The 24,530-nt window shown below is 38.6% G+C and carries 20 protein-coding genes and 1 pseudogene; 18 read left to right on the top strand and 3 right to left on the bottom strand.

Annotation, left to right across the window (positions count from 1 at the left end; all coding sequences use genetic code 11):
- Window positions 1-19: 19 nt before the first annotated feature.
- On the bottom strand, window positions 20-1,162 hold the full coding sequence (locus SB717_RS01460; protein WP_098621396.1) for a SpoIIE family protein phosphatase: 1,143 nt from the start codon (window positions 1,160-1,162) through the stop codon (window positions 20-22).
- A 183-nt stretch (window positions 1,163-1,345) separates the two neighbouring features.
- Window positions 1,346-1,960, bottom strand: coding sequence for a LysE family translocator (locus SB717_RS01455; protein ID WP_410903065.1), 615 nt, complete (start codon window positions 1,958-1,960; stop codon window positions 1,346-1,348).
- Window positions 1,961-2,249: 289 nt separating this feature from the next.
- On the opposite strand from SB717_RS01455, the gene SB717_RS01450 reads away from it, so the two are divergent.
- The 16 genes and pseudogenes from SB717_RS01450 (at window position 2,250) to SB717_RS01375 (ending at window position 21,831) form a co-directional block, all read left to right on the top strand.
- Entirely contained in the window at window positions 2,250-3,623 is a 1,374-nt protein-coding gene (locus tag SB717_RS01450; protein ID WP_043979177.1) for an amino acid permease, read from the top strand.
- A 164-nt stretch (window positions 3,624-3,787) separates the two neighbouring features.
- Complete coding sequence (locus tag SB717_RS01445) at window positions 3,788-4,480, top strand: Crp/Fnr family transcriptional regulator (protein WP_410903064.1); 693 nt, start codon at window positions 3,788-3,790, stop codon at window positions 4,478-4,480.
- 34 nt (window positions 4,481-4,514) lie between these two features.
- Window positions 4,515-5,231: a YjjG family noncanonical pyrimidine nucleotidase gene (locus SB717_RS01440; protein WP_410903063.1), complete on the top strand. Its 717-nt coding sequence runs from the start codon at window positions 4,515-4,517 to the stop codon at window positions 5,229-5,231.
- 230 nt (window positions 5,232-5,461) lie between these two features.
- Window positions 5,462-7,150 carry a gamma-glutamyltransferase gene (ggt, locus tag SB717_RS01435; protein WP_271991429.1) on the top strand — a complete coding sequence of 563 codons (1,689 nt, stop codon included), beginning with the start codon at window positions 5,462-5,464 and terminating at the stop codon, window positions 7,148-7,150.
- A gap of 587 nt (window positions 7,151-7,737) precedes the next feature.
- Entirely contained in the window at window positions 7,738-9,192 is a 1,455-nt protein-coding gene (locus tag SB717_RS01430; RefSeq protein WP_097823867.1) for a glycoside hydrolase family 68 protein, read from the top strand.
- Window positions 9,193-9,289: 97 nt separating this feature from the next.
- Window positions 9,290-10,855 carry a glycoside hydrolase family 32 protein gene (locus tag SB717_RS01425; RefSeq protein WP_410903062.1) on the top strand — a complete coding sequence of 522 codons (1,566 nt, stop codon included), beginning with the start codon at window positions 9,290-9,292 and terminating at the stop codon, window positions 10,853-10,855.
- Between the two features lie 106 nt (window positions 10,856-10,961).
- A complete protein-coding gene (locus tag SB717_RS01420) occupies window positions 10,962-11,396 on the top strand; it encodes a ferritin-like domain-containing protein (RefSeq protein ID WP_013056263.1) in 435 nt (144 codons plus the stop codon).
- A 301-nt stretch (window positions 11,397-11,697) separates the two neighbouring features.
- On the top strand, window positions 11,698-13,158 hold the full coding sequence (locus SB717_RS01415) for an MDR family MFS transporter (RefSeq protein WP_410903061.1): 1,461 nt from the start codon (window positions 11,698-11,700) through the stop codon (window positions 13,156-13,158).
- 478 nt (window positions 13,159-13,636) lie between these two features.
- On the top strand, window positions 13,637-14,827 hold the full coding sequence (locus tag SB717_RS01410; RefSeq protein WP_410903060.1) for a glycine C-acetyltransferase: 1,191 nt from the start codon (window positions 13,637-13,639) through the stop codon (window positions 14,825-14,827).
- Window positions 14,828-14,864: 37 nt separating this feature from the next.
- The gene (locus SB717_RS01405) at window positions 14,865-15,824 is read left to right on the top strand and encodes an L-threonine 3-dehydrogenase (RefSeq protein ID WP_410903059.1); all 960 of its coding nucleotides are present in this window, start codon (window positions 14,865-14,867) and stop codon (window positions 15,822-15,824) included.
- 210 nt (window positions 15,825-16,034) lie between these two features.
- A complete protein-coding gene (gene hutP / locus SB717_RS01400) occupies window positions 16,035-16,499 on the top strand; it encodes a histidine utilization transcription antiterminator HutP (protein WP_074678180.1) in 465 nt (154 codons plus the stop codon).
- A 358-nt stretch (window positions 16,500-16,857) separates the two neighbouring features.
- A complete protein-coding gene (locus tag SB717_RS01395) occupies window positions 16,858-18,078 on the top strand; it encodes an MFS transporter (RefSeq protein WP_410903058.1) in 1,221 nt (406 codons plus the stop codon).
- A 252-nt stretch (window positions 18,079-18,330) separates the two neighbouring features.
- Window positions 18,331-18,432: pseudogene (locus SB717_RS01390) on the top strand (type 1 glutamine amidotransferase domain-containing protein); the annotation flags it as partial.
- Between the two features lie 189 nt (window positions 18,433-18,621).
- Complete coding sequence (locus SB717_RS01385) at window positions 18,622-18,912, top strand: putative quinol monooxygenase (RefSeq protein ID WP_074678176.1); 291 nt, start codon at window positions 18,622-18,624, stop codon at window positions 18,910-18,912.
- 479 nt (window positions 18,913-19,391) lie between these two features.
- Window positions 19,392-20,831 (top strand): aldehyde dehydrogenase family protein, encoded by a 1,440-nt coding sequence (locus SB717_RS01380; protein ID WP_410903057.1) that lies wholly within the window; start codon window positions 19,392-19,394, stop codon window positions 20,829-20,831.
- Window positions 20,832-20,982: 151 nt separating this feature from the next.
- A complete protein-coding gene (locus tag SB717_RS01375; protein WP_045291409.1) occupies window positions 20,983-21,831 on the top strand; it encodes an MBL fold metallo-hydrolase in 849 nt (282 codons plus the stop codon).
- Window positions 21,832-21,967: 136 nt separating this feature from the next.
- Here SB717_RS01375 and SB717_RS01370 read toward each other — a convergent pair whose 3' ends face one another.
- The gene (locus SB717_RS01370) at window positions 21,968-22,204 is read right to left on the bottom strand and encodes a hypothetical protein (protein ID WP_129707417.1); all 237 of its coding nucleotides are present in this window, start codon (window positions 22,202-22,204) and stop codon (window positions 21,968-21,970) included.
- A gap of 166 nt (window positions 22,205-22,370) precedes the next feature.
- On the opposite strand from SB717_RS01370, the gene SB717_RS01365 reads away from it, so the two are divergent.
- Both SB717_RS01365 and SB717_RS01360 read left to right on the top strand, forming a co-directional pair.
- The gene (locus tag SB717_RS01365; RefSeq protein WP_074678170.1) at window positions 22,371-22,997 is read left to right on the top strand and encodes a LysE family transporter; all 627 of its coding nucleotides are present in this window, start codon (window positions 22,371-22,373) and stop codon (window positions 22,995-22,997) included.
- A gap of 127 nt (window positions 22,998-23,124) precedes the next feature.
- Complete coding sequence (locus tag SB717_RS01360; RefSeq protein WP_182003872.1) at window positions 23,125-24,468, top strand: amino acid permease; 1,344 nt, start codon at window positions 23,125-23,127, stop codon at window positions 24,466-24,468.
- The last annotated feature ends 62 nt before the right edge of the window (window positions 24,469-24,530 follow it).

Below are 24,530 nucleotides of genomic sequence, written 5' to 3'. Positions count from 1 at the left end.
TCATGGTGAGGTCCTTTTCTTACTGTGCTTGCGCTTGAATCATGAGTACACACATATCATCAGGCTGATTTAACTTTTGTTCTTCTGAAAAAATTTCATTCATGAATGTTTTTGGATTGGTCCACTTTTGTTCGGTCAATTTCTGCAGACGAAGAGCGGATTCAATTTCGCAAGGACCCATTGATTCGAGAGCTCCGTCAGTAAATAGTAAAATTTGCACATCGTTTTCAAAGCTGACAACAGATTTCTGCACGTCCATTTCTTCAAAAAAACCTACGGGGCAGCTGCCGCGCTGAAGAGGAACAAGCGTATGTTCATCTACTAACATATAACCTTCCGGGTGCCCGGCATTCACGTATTCTACCGTTTTAGCTTCCGTATCAATAACTAAATAAATAGCAGTGAAATAGTATGGAATTTCATCTTTTTCACTGTGCAATAGTTCCATGTAGCGATTTAATTCTGTAATAACCTGCTCAGGGTCTACAATCGATTTAATGGCTTCTCTAAGCACAGAAGAAATGAACATACAAACGAGCGAGGCAGAGATGCCGTGCCCCATCATATCAAAAAGAATAATTCCGTACCGGTGCTCGTCAATTTTGTGCCAATAGTACATATCACCCGCTAATTTAAAAGAAGGATAGTATGAAACTTCCATTTGAATATCTTTTTCTCGTAAAGGGGGACTGAGTAAGTTTTGCTGTACGTGTGTAGCTAAATCCAACTCATTTTGAATTTTCTTTTCATGTTCCGTGTGCCAGTCAAGTTCTGCTTTAAGGCGTAAAGCTACCCGCATACGAGCCAGTAGTTCCACTTTATTAATCGGCTTTGTTACATAATCTGTTCCGCCGGCGTCTAGAGCTTCTACTAATTTGCTGCTGTCTTCTAGAGCTGTGACAAAGATAATTGGAATATGTTTCAAGCGTTCTACCTGCTGAATTCGCCTGCACGCTTCAATTCCATCAATTTCGGGCATCATAATGTCAAGTAAAATCAAATCGACCGAATTTGTTTTTAAGTTCTCATCGTTCAGGTTAAGATAGTCGAAAAGGGCATGGGCAGATGTAAGAGATACGCAGTTATCATAGCCAGCGCCTTTTAAAATTTTTTCAATCACAAATAGATTGACTTGATTGTCATCTACTAGAAGAATGGTCATGCTTTATTTCCCCTTATTATGTTTGAAGACTAATGATTGAGTATGTAGTTTTCAAGCATTTTTATACTTTTCTGTTTTTCTATTTATCTATTATACAGAAAAGACAGCGTTTAGGGTATTTTTTAAGATTATTCTTTTCTATTAAACAAATCACTTGTCCCAGAAAAGGAGACAAATGACTTCTTATAGCAATTTGTATAACGCAAATATCCCGAAAGTCAGTACAACCGCTCCCGAAATACGATTTACCCAGACCAAGCTGTTATTCGTAAACTTCGACCGAGCAAGACTAATAGCAAAACTGAGCGAAAGCCACCAGCAGGCCGATCCTAAAAATACGCCTGTAACCATTGTCAACGCAGAAGCAACATCAAATGCCGATTTACTAATGCCTACACCAGAAAACACGCCGATAAAAAATAAGATGGTCATTGGATTCGTCACGGTTAAAAAAAGAACGGATGTATAAGAATGAAGCAAACCCCCTCCTTTAGCAGCGGCAGCGTGCTCTGCAGGTTGAGAACGGAATGTTTGAACACCTAAATAACATAAAAATAATCCCCCAATCAGCTGAAGCCAAATCTTTTGGGTTAATAAAAAAGTTGTAATGAACGTTAAGCCAAACGCAGCGATGCATCCATAAAGAGCATCTGCTGTAGCTGCTCCCAGCCCGGATACAAATCCGTGTAATCGCCCTTTAGATAACGTGCGATTGATACATAAAATACCAATGGGACCGACGGGAGCAGCAACGGAAAAACCGATCACTAACCCCTTTAGAAAATAAAATAAGTTCATCTTTTACGTTGCTCCTATGAAGTTTTTCTTTAGTATAGTACAAAAGCAACTGTGAATGAAGCCAATTTTGAGAAAGTTGTTAACACATATTTTTAGTCTGTTCGGGTACATTGTAATGGTGTTATAAAAAACATCGCTAGTAAATTTATTTTAGTCATTAAAAAGTTCAAAAACTAAATTATTTTACACAGAAAATTAAATGTAGTAAAATAATTCACTGTTACATATATAGAAAGATCTACCACTAAAAAGTAGCCATTCGTAATGAGATGAAGAGAGGTTAGTCATCATGAGTAATCTGTTTGCAAAAAAAGATGTTAACAAGCTGCTAGAGGAAAATGCAGCAAAAGAATCAACCAAGACACTAGGGTTATTTGATGTTATTTTGATGGGAGTAGGAGCAACTATTGGGACAGGAGTTCTGGTAATAGCTGGGCTAGTTGCTGCGAGGGATGCAGGGCCCTCGGTCTCCATTTCCTTTGTTATTTCTGCAGTAGCCTGTATTCTTGTAGCGCTGTGTTATGCAGAATTTGGTTCAGCTATTCCAAGTTCGGGAGGCGCATATACATACATATATGTTTCACTAGGGAAATTTGTAGCGCATTTAATAGGGTGGTCCATCGTAGGCTGCTATACGGTATCTTTAGCTTCAGTAGCGGGCGGATGGTCATCTTATGTGAATAATGTGCTTACTGAATTTGGTATTAGACTTCCTGAATCGTTCACGGCCATACCAAGCGGTGGAGGTATTATTAATCTTCCTGCGGTATTTATTGTCCTGTGCATGTCGTTTTTATTAACAAGAGGGGTAAAAGAAAGTAAAAAAATAAATAACTTAATGGTTTTAATCAAGATAGGTATTGTTCTTTTATTTGTAGCCGTCGGCGTTTTTTTTATTCATACAAATAACTGGCATCCATTTACGCCTTTTGGTGTGAAAGGAATCTTTGCAGGCGCAGCTTCCGTCTTTTTTGCTTATAACGGATTTGATGCCATTTCTACTTCGGCAGAAGAAGTGAAAAATCCGCAAAGAAACTTGCCGCTAGGCATTTTGATTGCACTGAGTGTTTGTGCAGTCATTTACGTAGTAATTGCATTAGTATTAACAGGAATGGTTTCTTATAAAGAGCTAAACGTAGGCGATGCGTTGTCATATGCGCTCAATAGTGTAGGACAAGAATGGGCAGCGCTCATTGTATCTATAGGAGCGGTTATTGGTATTATGGCCGTCGTATTTGCTTATTTGTTTGTCGTGCCTCGCATACTGATGTCAATGAGCCATGATGGATTATTGCCGTCTCTTTTTGCGAAAGTAAACCGAAAAAACAGCGAACCTGTCATATCCACATGGCTTGTGGGCGCGTTAGGCGCTGTTGTAGCTGGTTTTGTTGATTTAAAACAGCTGGCAGATTTAGCGAATATGCTAGCGATTGTCACGTTTGCTGCCGTTTCATTTTCGATTTTGGTTCTGCGAAAAACTCAGCCTAACTTAAAGCGCGGTTTCAAAGTACCTTTTGTACCGTTCATTCCAATTATTGCTATTCTGTGCTGTATCTTTCTGATGTTTAACTTATCAATGAAAACGTGGATGTATTCAATCGGCTGGATGCTGATTGGCGTCTTTATTTACGTTGGATACGGTAGAAATAAAAAGAGCGTTTAGCAAAAAAAGACTCTAAGCGAACAAGCTAGAGTCTTTTTATGTATATATTTATCTTGAAAGTGAGCTATGAATATAACGTAAAAATTTATTTGAGACATATGTCCTTTTTATTTTAGGAAATGTTATTGTTTAATAAAAGAAACCGTTATGATGGAGAGGAAAACATGAGGGAAATTACGAGTGAGAAACAGCTGATGGAGTATATAAATACTTATAAATTAGAGTCGGTTTTCAAAAAAGAGTTACTACCGCATTTGTCACTGTATGATGTTGAGGCAGGAGAACGTCTTTGTTCTCAAGGAGACGCGTCTCACTGTTTGTACATATTGGTGAAAGGCAAGGTTAAAGTTTATACCATATCGCCCGAAGGCAAGACGCTTGTTCTTTCCTTTAAACAGCCCCTTGAAGTAATAGGCGATATTGAGTATGTACAAGATGTTGATATTATGAATACGGTTGAAGCCGTTTCACCTTTAGTTGTGATTGGTATACCATACAAACGATTAAAACAGCATGCGAGCAATGACCCACAGCTGCTGACGTTTTTACTGGAAATGCTCACAAAAAAGTTTTGCGCAAAATCGAACTCGCTCAGTTTTAATTTAATGTATCCAGTTGAAGTGCGGCTGGCTAGCTATTTACTTTCTATTTTTTGTGAAGAATCACATTTGGTTATGAACCAAAAAACAGAAAGCTTAAAAGATATAGCTAATTTAATCGGAACGACTTACCGGCATTTAAATCGTGTTCTTCAGAAATTCGTAGCGCAAGGAGTTATTGAAAAAAAGAAAGGCTCCATTATTCTTAAAGATAAAGAAAAACTGAGCTGTCTAGCAAACGACAATATATACGAGTAGACAAAGTAATAGATTAGTTGAAGGAGAGAGAAGAATGAAAACATACCGAACGCTTCTATTTGACATTGATAATACGCTTTTAGATTTTAACACAGCCGAAGAGCAGGCTTTACAGCTTCTTTTTGCTAACCACGATATTCCGTTGACTGAGGAAAGTAAAAAACGTTATAGCTTGATCAACCAGGGGTTATGGACAGCTTTTGAAGAAAATAAAATAAGCCGTGAGCAAGTTGTAAATACTCGCTTTTCTACTCTATGTAAAGAATATGGAATAGAGAAGGACGGACAGCTGCTTGAAGCAGAGTACCGAATGTATTTGAACAATGGTCATCAGCTAATTGACGGAGCAGTTGAAGTAATTAAAAACTTGAGCAGTCACTATGAGTTATATGTTGTTACAAATGGCGTATCGGCTACACAATATAAGCGCCTTCAAGATTCAGGTCTATATCCTTATTTTAAAGAAATATTTGTTTCAGAAGATACAGGTTTTCAAAAACCTATGAAGGAATATTTTGATTATGTTTTTTCACGTATAAAAGAGCTGTCCGTACATGAAACATTGATTGTTGGAGATTCTTTGAGTGCAGACATTCAAGGCGGGCAGCTAGCCGGTATTGATACGTGCTGGTTTAATCCTCAGAAAAAAAAGAATGATACAAATTGGAATTCTACCTATGAAATAGGAAGGCTTCAAGAGCTTTATAACTTGCTGAACGTAAATAATAAAGTAGCTTCGGGACAAGTGTAAAAGTGTATAAACGTTAGAAAACGCAAAAAGTGCTAACCTTTTCTTTAAACAAAAAGGGTTGGCACTTTTTCTATTTTACGGCTTTCAAAGGCTTAAAATCTGCTAGGGATATTGGTCTATAAATAGGGTGGTTAAAGTAATCAATACAAATTTAAACAGTTTTATCTCAAAAGCAATAGGGTATTTTACCAATATCCCAGATAAAGTAAGTAACTAGGAGGTCGTAAAAGATGATTAATGGCAAAAGTTTATCTCGTTCAAGAAAGAGTTCATATAGAAGAGAAACAGCGGTTGGAAAAACAGGAATGGTAGCCAGTGCTCATCCAATTGCAACCGACGCCGGAGAACAGGTACTAAGAGCTGGAGGCAATGCAATTGATGCAGCAATTGCCGTTCAGTTTGGGCTCAATGTTGGAGAACCGATGATGACCGGTATTGGAGGCAGCGGCTTTTTTATGGTATACCACAATGAAAGCAAAACAACTAAAATTTTTGACGGGCATTCTCAGGCTCCTAAAGCAGCTTATCCTGAAATGTTTCTTGATGAAAATAAAGAAGTTATTCCGTTTAGAAAGCGTTCTACTCATGCAACGGCAATTGGAATTCCAGGGATTTTAAAGGCGATGGAAGCAGCTCGTAAAGAATATGGAACAAAACCCCTTGCTGAATTAATTGAACCGGCTGCCCAAGCAGCAGAAGCAGGTGTGGAAACAAACTGGGTGCTTGGAGATATTTTAAAAACATATGCCTACCGACTAGGAGAACATGCTAAGCAGCTATATTCCCCAAACGGCAAGCCTATGCAAGAAGGAGATATGATTAATAAAAAAGATCTTGCTAAAACATTCCGCATTCTTCAAGAAAAAGGTATCGAGGCTTTTTATGAAGGTGAAATTGCAGAAGCCATTATTTCAACGATAAAAGAGCACGGCGGTTTTATGGAACTGTCGGATTTGAAAGAATACGAGATTAAGATCGATGAGCCCGTGTGGGGAGATTATAAAGGATACCGAATTGCTTCTTCTAACATGCCTAGTGCAGGAGGAGCCACCGTGCTGCAAATCTTAAAGCTATTAGAGGACTTTGATGTGTCTCAGTACGACGTGAAATCTTGGGAAAAGTATTATTTGTTTGCAGAAGCTATGCGCATTGCATTTTCAGATAAAATTGCATTCTCTGGAGATCCAGCCTACAGTGACATTCCATTAAAAGGACTTTTAAATGACGAATATATAAAGGAACGTCAAAAATTAATTAATTGGAAGCATAAAAATGAGAAAGTTGATTTTGGCAACCCGTGGGATTATGAGAAAGGCCAAAAAGTGAACGTTGTGCGTCAGCCTTATGAACCTGAACGTGAGCTTAGTGAAACAACTCACTTCACGGTAGTTGACCGCTGGGGCAATATTGTCGCTTGTACATCAACTGTGGAACATCCTTTTGGTACAGGAATTATGGTTAAAGACCATGGATTTTTACTCAACAACGAGCTTACTGATTTTGATGCTATTCCTGGAGGGTTAAATCAAGCGGATGCAGGAAAGCGTCCGGTTAGCTGTAAAAGCCCAACCATCGTTTTTAAAGACAGTGAACCTGTACTCACTTTAGGGTCTCCAGGCGGACCAACGATTGTAGGGTCTGTATTTCAAACGCTTATTAATGTCTTAGACTATGGAATGGATATAAAAGAAGCCATTGAAGAACCAAGAATTTTTAATAGTACAGGATCACTTATCGGTTGGGAAGCCGGAGTGGATATGAATGCAAAAGGAGAGCTAGAAGCCATGGGGTTTAATTTTGGAGATGAGCCATTCCCAATCGGAAATGTTCAAGGTATTCAAATTGATAAAGAAACCGGCCGTTTATTTGGAGCAGCTGATTCCAGCCGTGAAGGAAAAGCAACTGGTTTAGACTCTTAATATTCAAAAAATGCATTATACGCTCTCTCTTTTTACAAAAGGGAGAGCGTATAATGCATTAAAAAAGATAAAAATGAGTAGGTAAAAAGAAGGAATATTTTTTTCTGAAAACATACTTTAGACCTTTATTATTATCATCCTAATCTTTAGAAAGGAAAAAGAATAGAACGTTTTCATGTCCGGCTAATAAAAAAAAGGTACTGATTTTTCAAGAGATTGATAAAAACAGAATGGTCGGAAAGTATAAAAAACGGAATAGCGTTTTCAATGCTGGAAAGATAAAGTGTTTAATCATGTAGAAAGTATCAAACGCAACGTCTGGAAATCGTGGTTTGAAATGTAAAAAAGCCGTACACTTTTGTTGGAAAAACGGTTACATAAAAAAGGCTCTTACACGTAAACTTTGGTCCTAGTTACAGCTCGATGAAAAAGATAAAAATGAGAAATAGCTACATTTGGCATGTTTGACTTTCGTCATTTATCCAAGTAATCTTTTGGTTGAACGGAACCGGTTCTGTTTTCGGATTTTTGATAGCTAATTGAATTAATAAATTTATATTCTTTACTAACACAAAAGGAGAAAACATATGAAAATGAAACGAGTTGCTAAGCATACAACTGCTGCTACATTGGCTGCAGCCCTACTAGTAGGCGGGGGATATCAAACATTTGCTAAAGGAAACGACAGCAAAGACTTTAATAATAGCTACGGAATTTCGCATATTACTCGCGATAATATGGTGAAAATTCCACAGCAGCAAAACAGTGATCAGTTTAAAGTTCCTGCTTTTGATGAATCAACTATTAAAAACATTGCTTCTGCTAAAGGAAAAAATGCATCAGGAAATACAATTGACTTAGATGTATGGGACAGCTGGCCATTACAAAATGCTGATGGAACAGTAGCGACTTATCATGGATATCAAATTGTGTTTGCCCTAGCAGGTGATCCAAAAGATTCGAATGACACGTCTGTTTATCTTTTCTATAAAAAAGCTGGAGACAAATCAATTGACAGCTGGAAAAACGCTGGAAGAGTGTTTAAAGACAGCGATAAATTCGTTCCGAATGACCCGCATCTTAAAAATCAAACACAAGAATGGTCTGGTTCTGCCACGTTAACAAAAGATGGTAAAGTTCGTTTGTTCTACACGGATTATTCAGGTAAACAATACGGAAAACAAACGTTAACGACAGCTCAAGTGAACATGTCTCAGCCAAACGATAATACGTTAAAAGTTGATGGAGTAGAAGATTACAAGTCAATCTTTGACGGTGACGGAAAGATTTATCAAACGGTTCAGCAGTTTATTGATGAAGGCGGTTATGACACAGGGGATAACCATACGCTAAGAGATCCTCACTACATAGAAGACAACGGACATAAGTACCTTGTTTTCGAAGCTAACACAGGAACAGAAGATGGCTATCAAGGTGAAGACTCTCTATATAACAGAGCATACTACGGAGGAAACAATCCTTTCTTCCAATCTGAAAAGAAAAAGCTTCTTGAAGGATCTAATAAAGAAAAAGCTTCTTTAGCAAACGGGGCTTTGGGCATTATTGAGTTAAATGATGACTATACGCTCAAAAAAGTAATGAAGCCGCTTATTACATCAAACACAGTTACAGACGAAATTGAACGTGCAAACATTTTCAAAAAAGATGGAAAATGGTACTTGTTCACCGATTCTCGCGGATCTAAAATGACGATTGATGGAATCGGACAAGATGATGTGTATATGCTAGGCTATGTTTCAAATACGTTAACAGGAAAATATAAGCCTTTAAATGATACAGGATTAGTTCTTCATATGGATTTAGATCCTAATGATAAAACATTTACGTATTCTCACTTTGCTGTACCTCAAACAAAAGGCGATAATGTCGTTATTACAAGCTACATGACAAATAGAGGCTTTTATGAAGACAACCACTCTACATTTGCACCAAGCTTCTTAGTGAACATTGACGGTTCAAAAACATCTGTTGTAAAAGATCGTGTTCTTGAGCAAGGTCAGTTAACAGTAGACGAAGACTGAGCGCTTTGCAATAGCAATAAAAGAAAATGGTGATTGTAATCACCATTTTCTTTTGTTTTATTCGATATAGACAAAAAAGAGAAAGGTTGGGGTTTGTTTGAAGAAAAAAGGTGCTTATAAATGGATAACGCTTGCCGTTCTTTTAGTTATAATAGCCGGACTTATTATAACAGCCGTATCCAAAAAAGAGGATACAAAAGACCCAGGAAAAGAAAAAGAGAATAAAAGTGAATCCACTTATCGCCCGGTGTATCACTTTAGTACGCCTGATAAATGGAAAAATGATCCTCAAAAGCCCATTTATTTTGACGGGAAATATCATTACTATTACTTATACAATCATGATTATCCTAAAGGCAACGGGACGGAATGGCGACATGCAACGTCTAAAGATTTGGTTCATTGGAAAGATGAAGGAGTAGCTATTCCAAAGTATACAAATAAAAATGGCGATATATGGTCCGGATCCGTTGTAGAGGATAAAGATAACACAGCAGGCTTTGGTAAAGACGCAATTGTAGCGATTATGACCCAGCCTTCTGCCGATGGACAAAAGCAAGAACAGTATCTATGGTATAGTACCGATAGAGGAAAAACCTTTAAATCGTATAGCAAAAATCCTATCATGCCTAATCCAGGCACCAAAGATTTTAGAGATCCCAAAGTCATATGGGATAATGAACATGACAAGTGGGTTCTCGTCATGTCAGAAGGTGAAAAAATCGGATTTTATGAATCTTCTAATCTAAAGGATTGGACGTATACGGGAGGATTTGTAACTAAAGATATTGGCATTACCGAATGTCCAGATCTTTTTCAAATGAAGGCCGATGACGGGACAATCAAGTGGGTTCTCGGGACAAGTGCGAATGGAAAAGAAAGCGGAAAACCAAACACCTATGCTTATTGGACGGGAAATTACGATGGAACAACATTCACTCCTGATATAGACGAGCCACAATGGCTAGATCATGGCTTTGATTGGTACGGAGGAGTCACGTTTAAGGACGGTAAAAATGAGGATTCTTTAGAAAAACGCTATGCTTTTGCATGGATGAACAACTGGGATTATCCTGATAAGACACCAACGATGAAAGATGGATTTAACGGATTTGATTCAGTAACCCGTGAAATTACGCTTTCGAAACAAGACGACGATCAGTACAGTCTGTTATCAAAGCCTGTGGAAGAATTAAATCAGCTAACTGATTCAACAAATTCTCTCAAGCAAGTAGAAGTGAACGGGGAGAAAAAGTTAAAGATAAAAGGCGAAGCTTATCAGCTTGATACGGATATTTCGTGGTCGGACGCAGAGAATGTAGGCTTACGACTTCGAGAGTCCGCCGATCAAAAGCGGCACATTGATGTGGGCATTTTTGCAAAAGATAACGTCTCATATGTAAACAGAAGCTATAGCAATCAGCCTGATCAAAGCAAAAAGTATGTGGAAAGCCGTGATTACTTTGATGCAGGCAAGAAGAATGTTCATTTGAAGATATTGGTAGATAAAACAAGCATTGAAGTCTTTGTTGATGATGGAAAAACCGTGCATTCTAGCGAAGTGTTTCCGCGTCACAACGACCAAGGAATTACGCTTTTCTCTCAAGGAGGAACGTCTCTCTTTAAAAATATAGAAATCAAACATCTTCGCTCTCTTCAGTAATTTCCCTACTTTAAAAAGAAGGAGCAGAATATCGCCTTATTGTGGTTTAGGACTAGATAGAAAGGGTACATGTCTACTAACAGCAAATGAAAGGGTGTTTATTCAAATGGAAGAGAAAATGAGACAACTAATAGAAGGACTTAATACCGATTTAGCGGGTGAATATTCGGCGGTTATTCAGTACACTTACTATGCGTCTACAGTAACCGGCCTAGAATATCAAATTTTAAAACCTTTCTTTGAAGGAGAAATTCCTGATGAGCAAGGACATGCCCTTTATTTATCAGAAAAAATCAAAAACCTTGGCGGTGAGCCAACAACTAAGCCGGCTGAGGTGAAGCACGTCTCAAACGTGACGGAAATGCTTAAAGAAGCGAGCAAGGCTGAAAAAGAAACTATCCAGCGCTACGAAGAGCGAAAAAAGCAAGCAGAAGAGTTAGGATTAACAGAGCTTGTTGTAAAGCTTGAAGATATGATTGCAGATGAAACAAATCATATGGAAGAAATGGAACGTTTATTAAAAGATCCCCGATTAAGTTGATCATACAAAATACGTAAAAGCATTCCGTACCAGGTGTTACGGGGTGCTTTTTTGCAATTTAAAAAGGAAATAAAACATTATGTACGCATGTTTCTATTAATGAGAGGAAAGTCATATTTTTGAAATTATCTATCGCTTTGAAAAAATTTATAGTAAAATAATTATTTGGCTGCATATGGCAGCAACTATATGCGGGGCATCACATACATATAAAAGCTAAAAGGGTATCCGTATATTGAAACCGCTTTTATCTTCTATAAGAAAAACCATGGTATGCCCGCAGTTGCAAGGAGAGAGAAAGATGAGGAAACGAATCATGACAGCGCTGCTGCTTGTCACTGTTTTAGCTGCAATGGAAGGAACCATTGTCAGTACGGCTGTTCCAAGAATTACAAGTGATCTGTCGGGCATTGAGCTAGTTAGCTGGGTATATGCCATTTATATGCTGACAACTGCTGTATCTACACCTATATACGGAAAGTTAGCGGATCTATTCGGCCGCAAAAAAGTTATGCTTGTTGGAATCATTATTTTCTTAATCGGATCGATACTTTGCGGACTTAGCTTTTCGATGCAACAATTAATTGTCTATAGAGCTATCCAAGGGCTGGGCGCCGGGGTCGTTATGCCGCTTACAATGATTATTATTGGGGACTTGTATGAAGAAGCAAAAGAAAGAGCCAAAGCGCAAGGGTGGATTAGCGCAGTTTGGGGAGTTGCGGGAGTTCTCGGGCCTCTTCTTGGGGGATTCTTAGTGGATACGCTGTCTTGGCGCTATATTTTCTTTTTAAATATACCGTTTGGACTAATGGCTTTTTTTGTTCTTTTAGTAAACTATAAAGAAGAAGTGGTAAAAGAAAAACGCTATATCGATTATATTGGAGCGGTGACGTTTTCAGTGGGAACAATTGGGTTTTTATACGCGCTTTTAACCGGAAGTCAGCATCAAAACTGGGGAGATCCGACCATTATAGGGTTATTTGTTCTAGCTGTTCTAACATTCATTGGCTTTATTTATATAGAAAAGAAATCTCCCGAACCTCTTATCCCGCTTGAACTGTTTTCCATTCGAAGTGTATCTGTTATAAACTTATTAACACTTCTTGTGGGATCAGTAGTTATTAGTATTACGGTCTACCTTCCAATTTGGAGTCAAGGAGTGCTGGGGAAAAGTGCAACCGCTGCTGGTTTTGTATTAATGCCTATGCCAGTATGCTGGACGATTGGTTCACTGCTTTCAGGGAATTTAGTAGGGCGTCTTAAAACGCACTCTATCCTTACGCTGGGCACGGCAATTGTAAGTACAGCTTGTTTTATGCTGTTTTTAGTTTCCACCCACTCACCCGTATTTTTAATTTATGTAGCCGTTGGGGTTCTTGGGTTAGGAATGGGGATTATTACGCCTATCTTTATGTTGGTTATTCAATCAGCAGTCCCAGCTAGCAAAAGAGGAGTAGCGGTGGCTCTTAATACGTTTACAAATACATTTAGTCAAACGCTAGGTTCCGCAGTGTTTGGTACAATTTTTAACTTAGTGACGCTTTCACAGGCAAAGAAATTAGGGCAAGAAAATTTAAATGCTTCGTTTGAGACAGGCGGAGTACCAGCAGAAGAACTGTCAAAGCTGCATGAAATTCTTGCATCAGGTGTTCACATTATTTACAGTGGAACGTTTTTAGCTGCTTTACTAAGCTTTGCTGTCTCATGCTTATTAGTAAAAAACGGACATAAAAAAATAAAGAACATCTCTATGCAAAAGTAACGGAAGAGACTGCTACAAAAGTAGTTTAATTGAAGGAAAATCCGAACGAGTTCGATTAAGGACCAAACTCGTTCGGATTTTTTTATTAGTATGGTGAATGTAGTTTCGTGTATGGAGGTGCTTTTAGCTGTTGATTCAGTTATGTATCAGTCTCTTTTTTAAAAGAATTATCAAAGAGAGAAAAGAAAAAAGATATTGTCTAATAACGTTCTGGCAAAATCGTTAACAGAAGGAGGAATTTTTATTATTGCCGAAAATTTCTTATTTTTTTGTATTTTTAGTATGGACATTTACTGGGTTGTTGATTATTATAAATTCTATAAGTATTGAATTTTAAGCGCTTACAAAAGGAACATTTGTCTTTCTCAGGAATACACTTGATTTTTAATTCATATACTATAAGTGCTTGGATTAATCTTTTAATGGGGAAAAGAGAAGTTTATAAGACGTGTTGAACAACAATGAGGGGGTATGGAAGATGACAAGCAGACGTTTAAAAGAATTTTTGAATAATAATTTAAAAGATTTAAAAGATAAAGGGCTATACAACGTCATTAATCCAGTAGAGGGACCAAACGGACCTGTTATTCAAATTGATGGAAAACAATTAATTAATTTATCATCCAACAACTATTTGGGGCTTGCTACAGACGAAAGGCTTATTAACGCGTGCAACGAAGCTACTGAAAAATACGGAGTGGGGGCTGGAGCTGTCCGAACGATTAATGGAACTCTAGATATTCATATTAAGCTAGAGGAAAAGCTGGCAGAGTTTAAGCATACAGAAGCAGCTATAGCTTATCAGTCTGGCTTTAACTGTAATATGGCAGCCATCTCCGCGGTTATGGATAAACATGATGCGATTTTATCAGATGAGCTGAATCACGCTTCAATTATTGACGGATGCCGGCTATCAAAAGCAAAAATTATTCCTTTTAAGCATTCAGATATGGAAGATCTTCGTGCAAAAGCAGGTGAAGCACAAAAATCCGGTTTATATAATAAAATAATGGTAATTACCGATGGTGTATTCTCAATGGATGGAGACATTGCTAAGCTTCCGGAAATTGTAGAAATCGCAGAGGAATTTGACTTAATCACATACGTAGATGATGCTCACGGGTCGGGCGTATTAGGGAACGGCATGGGCACAGTCAAACATTTTGGCTTATCTGAAAAAGTAGACTTCCAGATTGGAACATTATCAAAAGCGATTGGAGCTGTAGGTGGGTACGTAGCCGGAAAAAAAGACTTAATCGACTGGTTAAAAGTAAGAAGCCGTCCGTTTTTGTTTTCGACTGCTATTACACCAGGCACGGCTGCTGCCTGTATGAAAGCAATTGAAATCCTAAGCACAAGTACAGAGCTGCAGCAGCAAATGTGGGAAAACAGTCGATATTTAAAGCAAGGATTAAAAGAACTAGGCTTTAACATTGGAGAAAGTGAAACACCTATCACTCCGTGCATCATAGGAGATGAAAACCAAACGCAGATTTTTAGTGAGAGATTAATAGAAGAAGGGGTATACGCTAAATCAATTGTTTTCCCAACCGTTCCAAGAGGGACAGGACGCGTTCGCAATATGCCGACGGCTGCTCATACAAAAGAAATGTTAGATGAAGCACTTCGTATCTACAAAAAAGTAGGCAAGGAAATGAAATTAATCTAAACGTTGAATCTAAGCAGTACATGAGGAGGATATTGAGATGAAAAAAGTATTAATAACGGGGTCTCTAGGACAAATCGGTTCTGAATTAACAATGAAAATGAGAGAGATGTACGGTTCAAAAAATATTATTGCCACTGATATTCGCAAGACGGAGAGCGATGTTGTGACTTCAGGTCCATTCGAGATTTTAGACGTAACGGATCAGACTGCTTTATTTACGATCGCCCAAAAGCATAAAGTCGATACGATTATTCACTTGGCTGCGCTGTTATCAGCGACAGCCGAGCAAAAGCCGCTTCTGGCGTGGAATCTCAATATGGGCGGATTAGTAAACGCGCTCGAAGTAGCGCGTGAGCTGAAGTGCCAATTTTTCACTCCAAGTTCAATTGGTGCATTTGGTCCAACGACTCCAAAAGACTGGACGCCGCAGGATACGATTCAACGTCCTACCACGATGTATGGTGTTAATAAAGTAGCGGGTGAGTTACTTTGCGATTACTATCACCATAAATTCGGAGTCGATACACGAGGGCTTCGTTTTCCAGGCTTAATTTCATACGTAACGCCTCCAGGTGGAGGGACAACGGACTACGCTGTTGAAATTTATTATGAAGCCGTTAAACATAAGCGCTATACGTCTTATATCGACAAAGGAACATATATGGATATGATGTATATGCCTGATGCACTAAACGCTGTTATCCAACTAATGGAAGCAGATGGTTCTAAGCTGAAGCACCGAAATTCATTTAACGTTTCTGCCATGAGCTTTGATCCAGAACAAATGGCAGCGGAAATTCGAAAAACGATTCCGGAATTTGTGCTGAATTACCAAGTAGATCCTGTTCGACAAGCAATTGCTGAAAGCTGGCCTAACCATATAGATTCCAGCTGTGCGATAGAAGAGTGGGGATTTAAAACAGAATATAACCTAGAAAAAATGACGAGAGAGATGCTGGGAAAGTTAAAAGTTGAATCACAGCTTGTCTTAACGTAAGTAGAGAAAAATGATTTCTTCCTTGAAAATAAAGTAAGCGCTTACTAAAAGGCGGGTTGTTTGTTTATGCAAGTTCTACTTCGTAACGGTGGTGGAGAGTACACATAGATTTTCTGACCCTTTAAGTGAGCGCTCGTTCGTCGAATAATCAGCACCTTTTTAGGTGCCGTCTGTTAAAATAATAAGGGGATAGAAGGGAGGGAATGACAGTTGAGCAATAAATTTCAACAAGTTAATGATTTTTCAATGGGAAGATTAACATCTTTACTTGTTCTTTTACATAATACGGAACTAGCTGAAGGTATTGAAAAGGAAATCAATGAGAGAGGATACAGCTACACAGTAGGAAAAGTCGGAGCGATGGAACTGTCTAAAGTCGTGGCGGCAATTGAAACGAGCGCCAAGACAAACAAAATTATTAATGCCCAGTCGTACCGGGAAGTCCATGCTCTTTATCATGCTATACTTGAAGCCATTCAAGGAGTTAGTCGAGGAACGCTGCAGCTAGGTGATATTTTACGGACAGTAGGACTCACATTTTCAATTGTGCGCGGAAAAATTGAGTTCTCAGGATCAAGCGAGGAATGGATTAGTGTTTGTGTGTATGGAACAATAGGTGCGCCTAAAAAAGGCTTTGAACATGATACATTAGGCTTTGGTTTTAACCATATCTAAAGAGTAATTGATGAAATAGTATGATAATAAAAAGCGAGTAGTAGATGTACATAGCCGCTTTAAAGAAGATATTTTTCTTATTGAAAGGTTCTGTGCGGCGTGTTAACATAGTGATTAATATAATAACTGCCTTTAAGACGGTCCAGAGAGGCCGAAAAGGACGGATAACTTGTTTATTGCTTCTATGCCTATCTGTGCCCTTTTGCCCTCTGCGACAAAAGGGCTTTTATGCGTTACTTACCTCTTTTAAACGAAGTCCAGAGAGGCTTCAAAAGAGAATGGACATATGTTATTTATCCATTCCTTCAAAAAAGAAAGAGCGTTGATACAGAAAGAATACAGTGGAGGGTGGAGCAACATGAATTATCGTAACAAGACAGTTGTAGCATCAGTAGCAGGTTTGACATTAGAAGGGATGGACATTATGTTTATCTCGTTTGCTATGTCAATGATTATTGCTGAATTTCACATTGATTTAGCAACAGGTGGACTTATTTCTTCTATTACAAATATAGGAATGCTCATAGGCGGCGTAATCTTCGGAATTTTAGCAGATAAATTTGGAAGAGTGCGGGTTTTTACCTACACGGTTCTTCTATTTGCAGTCGGAACGGCATTGACAGGTTTTGCAGCAAATGTTGAACAAGTGTATGCTTCGCGATTTATTGCTGGAATTGGGGCTGGAGGAGAGTACGGAATCGGTATGGCTCTTGTTGCAGAAGCGTGGCCGAAACATAAGCAAGGACGAGCTTCATCTTATGTTAGTGTTGGCGCACAATTTGGAGTTATTCTTGCGGCGCTTTTAAGTTCTCTGATCCTGCCGATTTTCGGATGGAGAGCGCTGTTTTTTGTCGGAATCATCCCCGTCATTTTTACTTTTATCGTACGAAAAAATTTAAACGAATCTCCTGAGTGGCTACAAGCTCAAAAAGAGAAAACAGCGGTTGTTAAAAATAATGGTAAGCTTCGTCAATTATTCGCTACGCCTAGGACGGCGATGACGACTATTTCGCTGGCAGTGATGGCTACAGTCCAAATTGCAGGCTATAACGGCCTTATGATATGGCTTCCGTCTATGCTTCAGCAATCACAAGGCCTCTCTGTTTCAAGTTCAGCTCTTTGGACAATCAGTACAGCCGTTGGAATGATTATAGGCATGCTAACATTTGGTCAATTTATGGACCGTTTTGGATCGAAACGTACTTTTGGAATCTTTCTTCTTGCTTCAGCTTGTGCGGTATTTTTATACTCGTATGCCGAAGGAAGTGCAGGGCTGCTTATAGGAGGAGCTGTGGTCGGATTTTTCTCAAACGGAATGTTCGCGGGATACGGAGCATTGATAAGCAGCCACTATTCAGTAGAAGTTCGCAGTACTGCAACGAACACTATTTTTAACTTTGGGCGAGCGCTCGGAGGGTTATCACCCATTCTTGTCGGCTATCTTTTGCAAAGCTATGATATGACGGTGGCGATGACGTACTTGGCTGGGCTGTACTGTATTTCGTTTGTTTTTATGGTGAGTCTTAAAAAAACGGGTGAAAAGAAAGTAAAACAAATGAACGCTCAGTCTGCTCTTTAAAATAAAAAATAGATGCTATGCTTTTCTGGAAAAACCGCTCTTACTCAAAAGGGCGGTTTTTTTGAGTGTATAAAAAAATAAGTTCAGGTGTTGTGGTGTTGTATGGTTGTTTTTTTCGCAAATGCCTTATTAACAAAGACTTCTACATTATCTATAAAAATATTTATGGATAAGCAGATATTTTCTAATTTGTATTATAGTAATTCCTCTCTTACAATTTGGTATGTAAGGCGGAAACAGAAAATACTATACTGGACAGATAATATACAAGCAGATGGAAACTTGATAACAGGTCAAAATCCTCAGTCCACAATCAGTGTAGCAAAAGCAGTCGTGAAACAATTATTGAAATAAGATGTAAAAAAGCCTGTAGGCTTTTTTATCACCAGCATGAAGAAAGACCGCTGTAGATAACATGTACGTTTTACTGTCTTAGACTAGAGAAATCAAACATCATACAAAAAATATGATGGTTAGTGTAATAAATACAAAAAGAGGGAAGCTTTTCATGGAGAATATTTTTTAAAGAAATGAGGAAAAACGATGTCAGAAGTTATTATTAACGCCATTTTGCAAGCCAAGCCAGGAAAAGAAGAAGAGCTTCGATCAGAGTTAGTAAAAGTTATTGAACCATCAAGAGAAGAAAAAGGATGTATTCAATACACTCTCCACCAGGATACAGACAAAGCAGGCACATTTGTTTTTTATGAGAAATGGGAAAGCAAAGAAGATGTTGAAGCTCACATTGAAACACCTCACTATCAACAATACAGACAGCAAACAGAACCGTTAATTGAAAGCAGAGCGGTACATCGTTTACAAGAAGTGCGTTAATACAAAAGAGGCTGGAGCAAAAGTGTTTTAGTTGAAGGAAGATCCGAACGAGGAATCAAGATTCTTGATGGAGAATCAAACTCGTTCGGATCTTTTTGTGGTTATGGTGAATCTCAGTTTTATTTAGTGAGACCAAGCAGTAGAGTAAGCGAGGAAGCTCATCGACCTCCAGCAGAAAGCGAAGGCTTGCACAGAAATTCACAGCGGTATCACAAGTAATCCATACTAGCTCCTTTATCCAATTTGTTCATCTTTAGATGGGATTGATTTCGCTATGACTTCATCTCTGCTTGTTATAAAGAACTAAAAAGCTTCAGGGGAAAAACAATTTCAGCTGCGAAAAGCCGATTGGAAAAGGGATAAGGCAGTCAAAGAAACAAAAAATAATACCAGTGGTGTTTGAGAAGCAGACAGGCGGGTAGATAAAAACTAGATGACATAGTTCAACAATTAACAAACTAAAAGGAGAGATCAAATCAATGCGTACAAATTTAAAACATTTTATTAACGGAGAATGGGTTGAATCAACAGGAAACGAAACGTCAGATGTGATCAATCCTGCTACTGAAAAATCAATTGGTAAAATTAGCTTAGGTACAAAAGAAGATTTAGATAAAGCCGTGGCAGCAGCTAAAGCAGCCCTTCCCACATTTTCAAGAACAACAAAAGAAGAGCGAATTAAAATGCTTCGCAATATTGCAAAAGGATACGAAAAGCGTAAACAGGAGATTATTGAAGTTATGACTGAAGAGCTTGGCGCTCCTTTAAAGATTTCAGAAGAAGTTCACTATGAAATGGGACTTAGCCACTTTAAAGAAGCAGCTAATGCACTTGAAGATTACACATTTGAAAAAGATCATGGAAGCTACAAGGTCGTAAAAGAGTCTATTGGAGTAAGCGGACTTATTACACCATGGAACTTCCCAACAAATCAGACCTCTACTAAAATTGCAGGAGCTATTGCAGCAGGAAGTCCAATGGTATTAAAACCATCAGAACTTACACCGTATGCAGCGATGATATTAGCAGAAATCATTGATGAAGCTGGTGTACCAAAAGGTGCCTTTAACCTTGTAAACGGAACGGGAAGTACAATCGGTGACGGTATTAGTTCTCACCCGGACATTGATTTTGTATCATTTACAGGATCAGGTGCTGTAGGCGAGAAAATTATGCAAAACGCGGCTAAAACAATCAAAAAAGTAGCCCTTGAGCTAGGCGGGAAATCACCGCTAGTTGTATTAGAGGATGCGGATGTAGAAGAAGCGGCTAAAATAGCAGTTTCACACATTGCAATGAATACAGGGCAAGTATGTACGGCAGCAACGCGCATTATCATTCCTGCCTCTATGAAAGAAAAATTTGAAGAAGCAGTGAAGAAGGTTCTACCATCATTCCCAGTTGGTGATCCATTAAATAAAGACAACGTAACTGGACCGCTCGTAGCGGAAAAACAGTGGGATCGCGTACAGGATTATATTAAAAAAGGAATGGACGAAGGTGCAACACTTCTTACTGGAGGAACGGGCAAACCAGATGGCTTAGAAACAGGATACTTTGTTAAACCGACAGTCTTTACTGACGTTTCAAATGATATGGTTATTGCACAAGAAGAAATCTTTGGACCTGTAACCACTATTATTACGTATGATGATCTAGAGCAAGCTCTTGAAATTGCAAACGATACAATTTATGGACTTGCAGGCTATGCGGTCGGAAAAGACCAAGAAACGCTTGACTATGTTGCTAAAAATATTAGAGCTGGTCAAATTATCGTCAACGATGCCGAGCAAGACAGAGCTGCACCATTCGGTGGATTTAAGCAATCTGGTATTGGACGCGAGTGGGGAGCATTTGGTATTGAAGAATATCTAGAACCAAAGGCGATCATGGGCGTTAAAGTTCCAGCAAAAGTATAATTGATGTAAAAAAGAAAGGAGTTTTTCTCCTTTCTTTTTTTATGGATACATAAAAGAGAGCCAGTTAAAGAAAGAATAACGAAAGCAAAGGTGGATAGCATAAACGTGTATCACATATATGAAGTGACACGTTAAAGGAGGGAATTATAAATTGAATAGAGAGATGCACGGAAGTTCATCAACGGAAAGTTTCATTCCCATGAGCTCTATAGCCAGTGGAAAAGGAGTCGAAGTGGCACCGGATATCTACAGCTACACTACACAGATTGTTAACGTATGTTTTATAGGAAATCCAGACAAAGAAAATAGTTTTGTACTTGTGGATGCGGGAATGCCTAATTCGGCTTCTATGATTATCAAAGAGGCAGAAGAAAGGTTTGGAAAAGAAAAAAAACCGAAAGCAATTATTCTTACACATGCACATTTTGATCATATTGGATCTATTATTGAACTAGTGGAGAAGTGGAACATACCGGTATATGCACATCCACTTGAACTTCCATATGTGACGGGTAAAAAAAATTATCCTACACCAGATGGCACAGTGGAAGGCGGGCTCGTGGCAAAGCTTTCTCCACTATTTCCAACGGAAGCCATTGATTTAGGCTCTCACGTGCAAGCTTTACCAGCCGACGGCTCTATACCTCATATGCCGGAATGGGAATGGATTCACACCCCTGGTCATTCTCCAGGACATATTTCTCTTTTTAGAAAGCAGGATCTGGCGCTTATCGCAGGAGATGCTTTTGTTACCACTAAGCAAGAATATTTACTGGATGTACTAGAGCAAGAATTGGAAATTAGCGGTCCTCCTCGTTATTTAACTACGGACTGGGCATCTGCCAAAAAATCAGTTGAAGTGCTTCAGTCACTTCATCCATCTGTGGCGGTGACAGGACATGGAAAACCAGTTTCCGGCGAATGGCTTTCAACTAATTTATTGAAGCTTACGAAGAATTTTGATGAGATTGCTCGTCCTGATTACGGAAAGTATGTATAAGAATAAAGAAAAAAGTTTACTCTTTACGCAGCTCTTAAAAGCTGCAGGTGAAGATCAAAAGCTCTACGAACTCAGTGAGTTCGTAGAGCTTTTTTAGTTTTTCGTATAAAAGTAAAAAAAGTTACAACTACCCTTATTAAAAATTTTGCTGAATAGCCTGCTGCGCTTCGCGTAAATGTCTTAAGTGCTCTTCCATTCGTCTTAATTCTTTATCACCAGACGTCGCTTCTTTTTGCTCATTAATTTGCTGCTGAACGATATTCAAATGCATTTGAGCATTTTGAAAATTGGCTCCATTCAAATTCATTTGTCCTTGATAAACAGCCTGCTCCGCTAATTGTAGTGCTTCTTTAATATGAGTGTATGAATTCATGTCTCTCATCCTTCTGTATAGTATTTACAGTTAACATGCGCTGCTTTTTCGCAGGTATACAAAAGGATTTAGAAATAAAATAAAAATTACGTAGTACAAGCTAAGCAGGCTGCATACATTTATCATAGTTCAATTTATAAAACCTCAGAAGCAGGGAGGGATGCATGTGGGAGCTTTTTTCAGCTATATGTTACTAGGGCTATCGTTAGCCGCACCAATCGGTCCTATCAACGCCGCTCAGCTTGATAAAGGAATCAAAAATGGTTTTTTACATGCTTGGTTCTTAGGAATAGGAGCAACATCGGTTGACGCTCTTTATATGCTTGTAGTTTATTTTGGGTCCGTTCATTTTTTAAACAGCGATTTTATGAAAACGTTTCTTTTTTCGTTTGGGTGCTTCGTATTAATTTATACCGGTATTGAAGGATTAATGAGCGCAGGGAAAATTACACAGCATCGGAACGCAAAAGGAGATTCGGTCGTAAAGTGTTTTTTTTCAGGTTTTTTCATTTCATTAACAAACCCGCTTACTATTCTTTTTTGGCTTGGTATTTATGGCTCTGTTTTAGCCAAAACAGCTAATACATACGAAACAGGACAGCTTATTTTATACAGCTGTGCTATTTTTACAGGGATTTTATGCTGGGATATTGCTATGGCAGCTTTAGCAAGCACTTTTCGTAGGTATTTAGCGGCGACGTTTTTGACTGCAGTCTCCGTTATATCCGGCCTTTCTCTAATAGGATTTGGTATATATTTCGGCTGGCAAGCTGTACAGCAATTCATTATTTAAAAGGGGAGAAAGCAGAACTGAATTTAAAGCGTTTTTTATCTGCTGAAAAATAGTAGAAAGCTGTCTCTTTTTGCGCATAAATTTTTCAAACTATCACACACTACATCGAGGTGTAAGGAGTGATAGTATGAAAAAGAAAATAGGCTGCGGAAGTCAGGTTGAAGGGAAATTAAAATGGTGGCAGCTGTCTTTAATCGGAGTAGGGTGCATCATCGGTACAGGCTATTTTTTAGGATCAAGTATTGCAATAAAAGCCACGGGTCCCTCTGTATTAATTGCTTTTTTACTAGCAGCAGTATGTACATTTATTGTATTTGACGCTCTTGCTAAAATGAGTGCCCAAGATCCTCAAAAAGGTTCGTTTCGCTCCTATGCTAAAAAAGCTTATGGAAGATGGGCAGGCTTTAGCAGCGGATGGGTGTACTGGAGTTCAGAGATGCTGATCATGGGGAGTCAGCTCACGGCTTTATCTCTTTTTACACGTTTTTGGTTTGACGGTATTCCACTGTGGGTCTTTGCCTCTATTTATGCTGTTTTAGGCATTGCTGTTGTATTAATCGGAACAAAAGGCTTTGAACGAATGGAAAATGTATTTGCTGTCACAAAAGTGGCTGCCATTTTAATGTTTATTGTATTAGCTAGTCTCGCTTTATTTGGATGTCTAGACGAAGGTGCCAAACAAGGGATGCCACGAACGATGAGTGAAGTATTTCCCCACGGGTTTTTAGGTTTATGGGGCGCTTTGCTTTATGCCTTTTATGCTTTCGGCGGAATCGAAGTCATGGGAATCATGACGGTTCGTTTAGAAAACAAAGAAGACGCCCCGAAAGCGGGAAGAAGTATGCTTATTCTCCTTGGAGTTATTTATATTGTTTCACTGAGTTTAGCTATTTTAATTGTCCCATTTCATGATTTTCATGGAAATCAAAGCCCTTTTATAACGGCTTTGGAAACATATCATCTTCCATTTTTTCCTCATGTGTTTAATGGAGCAATGATTATCGCTGGATTTTCAACAATGTCGGCTTCTTTCTTTTCTGTAACAACGATGATTGTCACTCTTTCAGAAGATGGAGATGCTCCTGCATTGTTTTCAAAGCAAAAAAAGAAAAAGCTGCAGTTTCCTTTACCGGCCTTGCTTTTAACAACGGCAGGATTAATTGTTTCTATTGTTCTTTCCTTGCTATTGCCCGGGAAAATTTATGAGTACATTACAACAGCAGCGGGACTGATGCTGATTTATAACTGGTTCTTTATTTTAATTTCTTTTCATCGCTTAATCAAACAAACCGTTTGGGATAAAGTAAAACAAGCTGTTGGCCTCTTATTAATCCTGCTAGCAGTAAGCGGTACGCTGTTAGAATCTGCAAGCAGGCCAGGTTTCTTTGCAAGCTTAGGCTTTCTAATTGTTATAAGCCTTGTTATTTTAAAACTGCGCCATAAGTGGAAAGAAGAAGAAGCCGCTAGCTAACATATATTTAATCTTTATGAGGGACACTATGCACGTTGTACAATTACAAAAATAAAAGGTGG

This window comes from Priestia sp. SIMBA_032, assembly GCF_046535215.1.
Lineage (GTDB): Bacteria > Bacillota > Bacilli > Bacillales > Bacillaceae_H > Priestia > Priestia aryabhattai.
The sequence above is the reverse complement of the archived record's forward strand: the minus strand, read 5'-3'. Positions and strand labels throughout refer to the sequence as shown.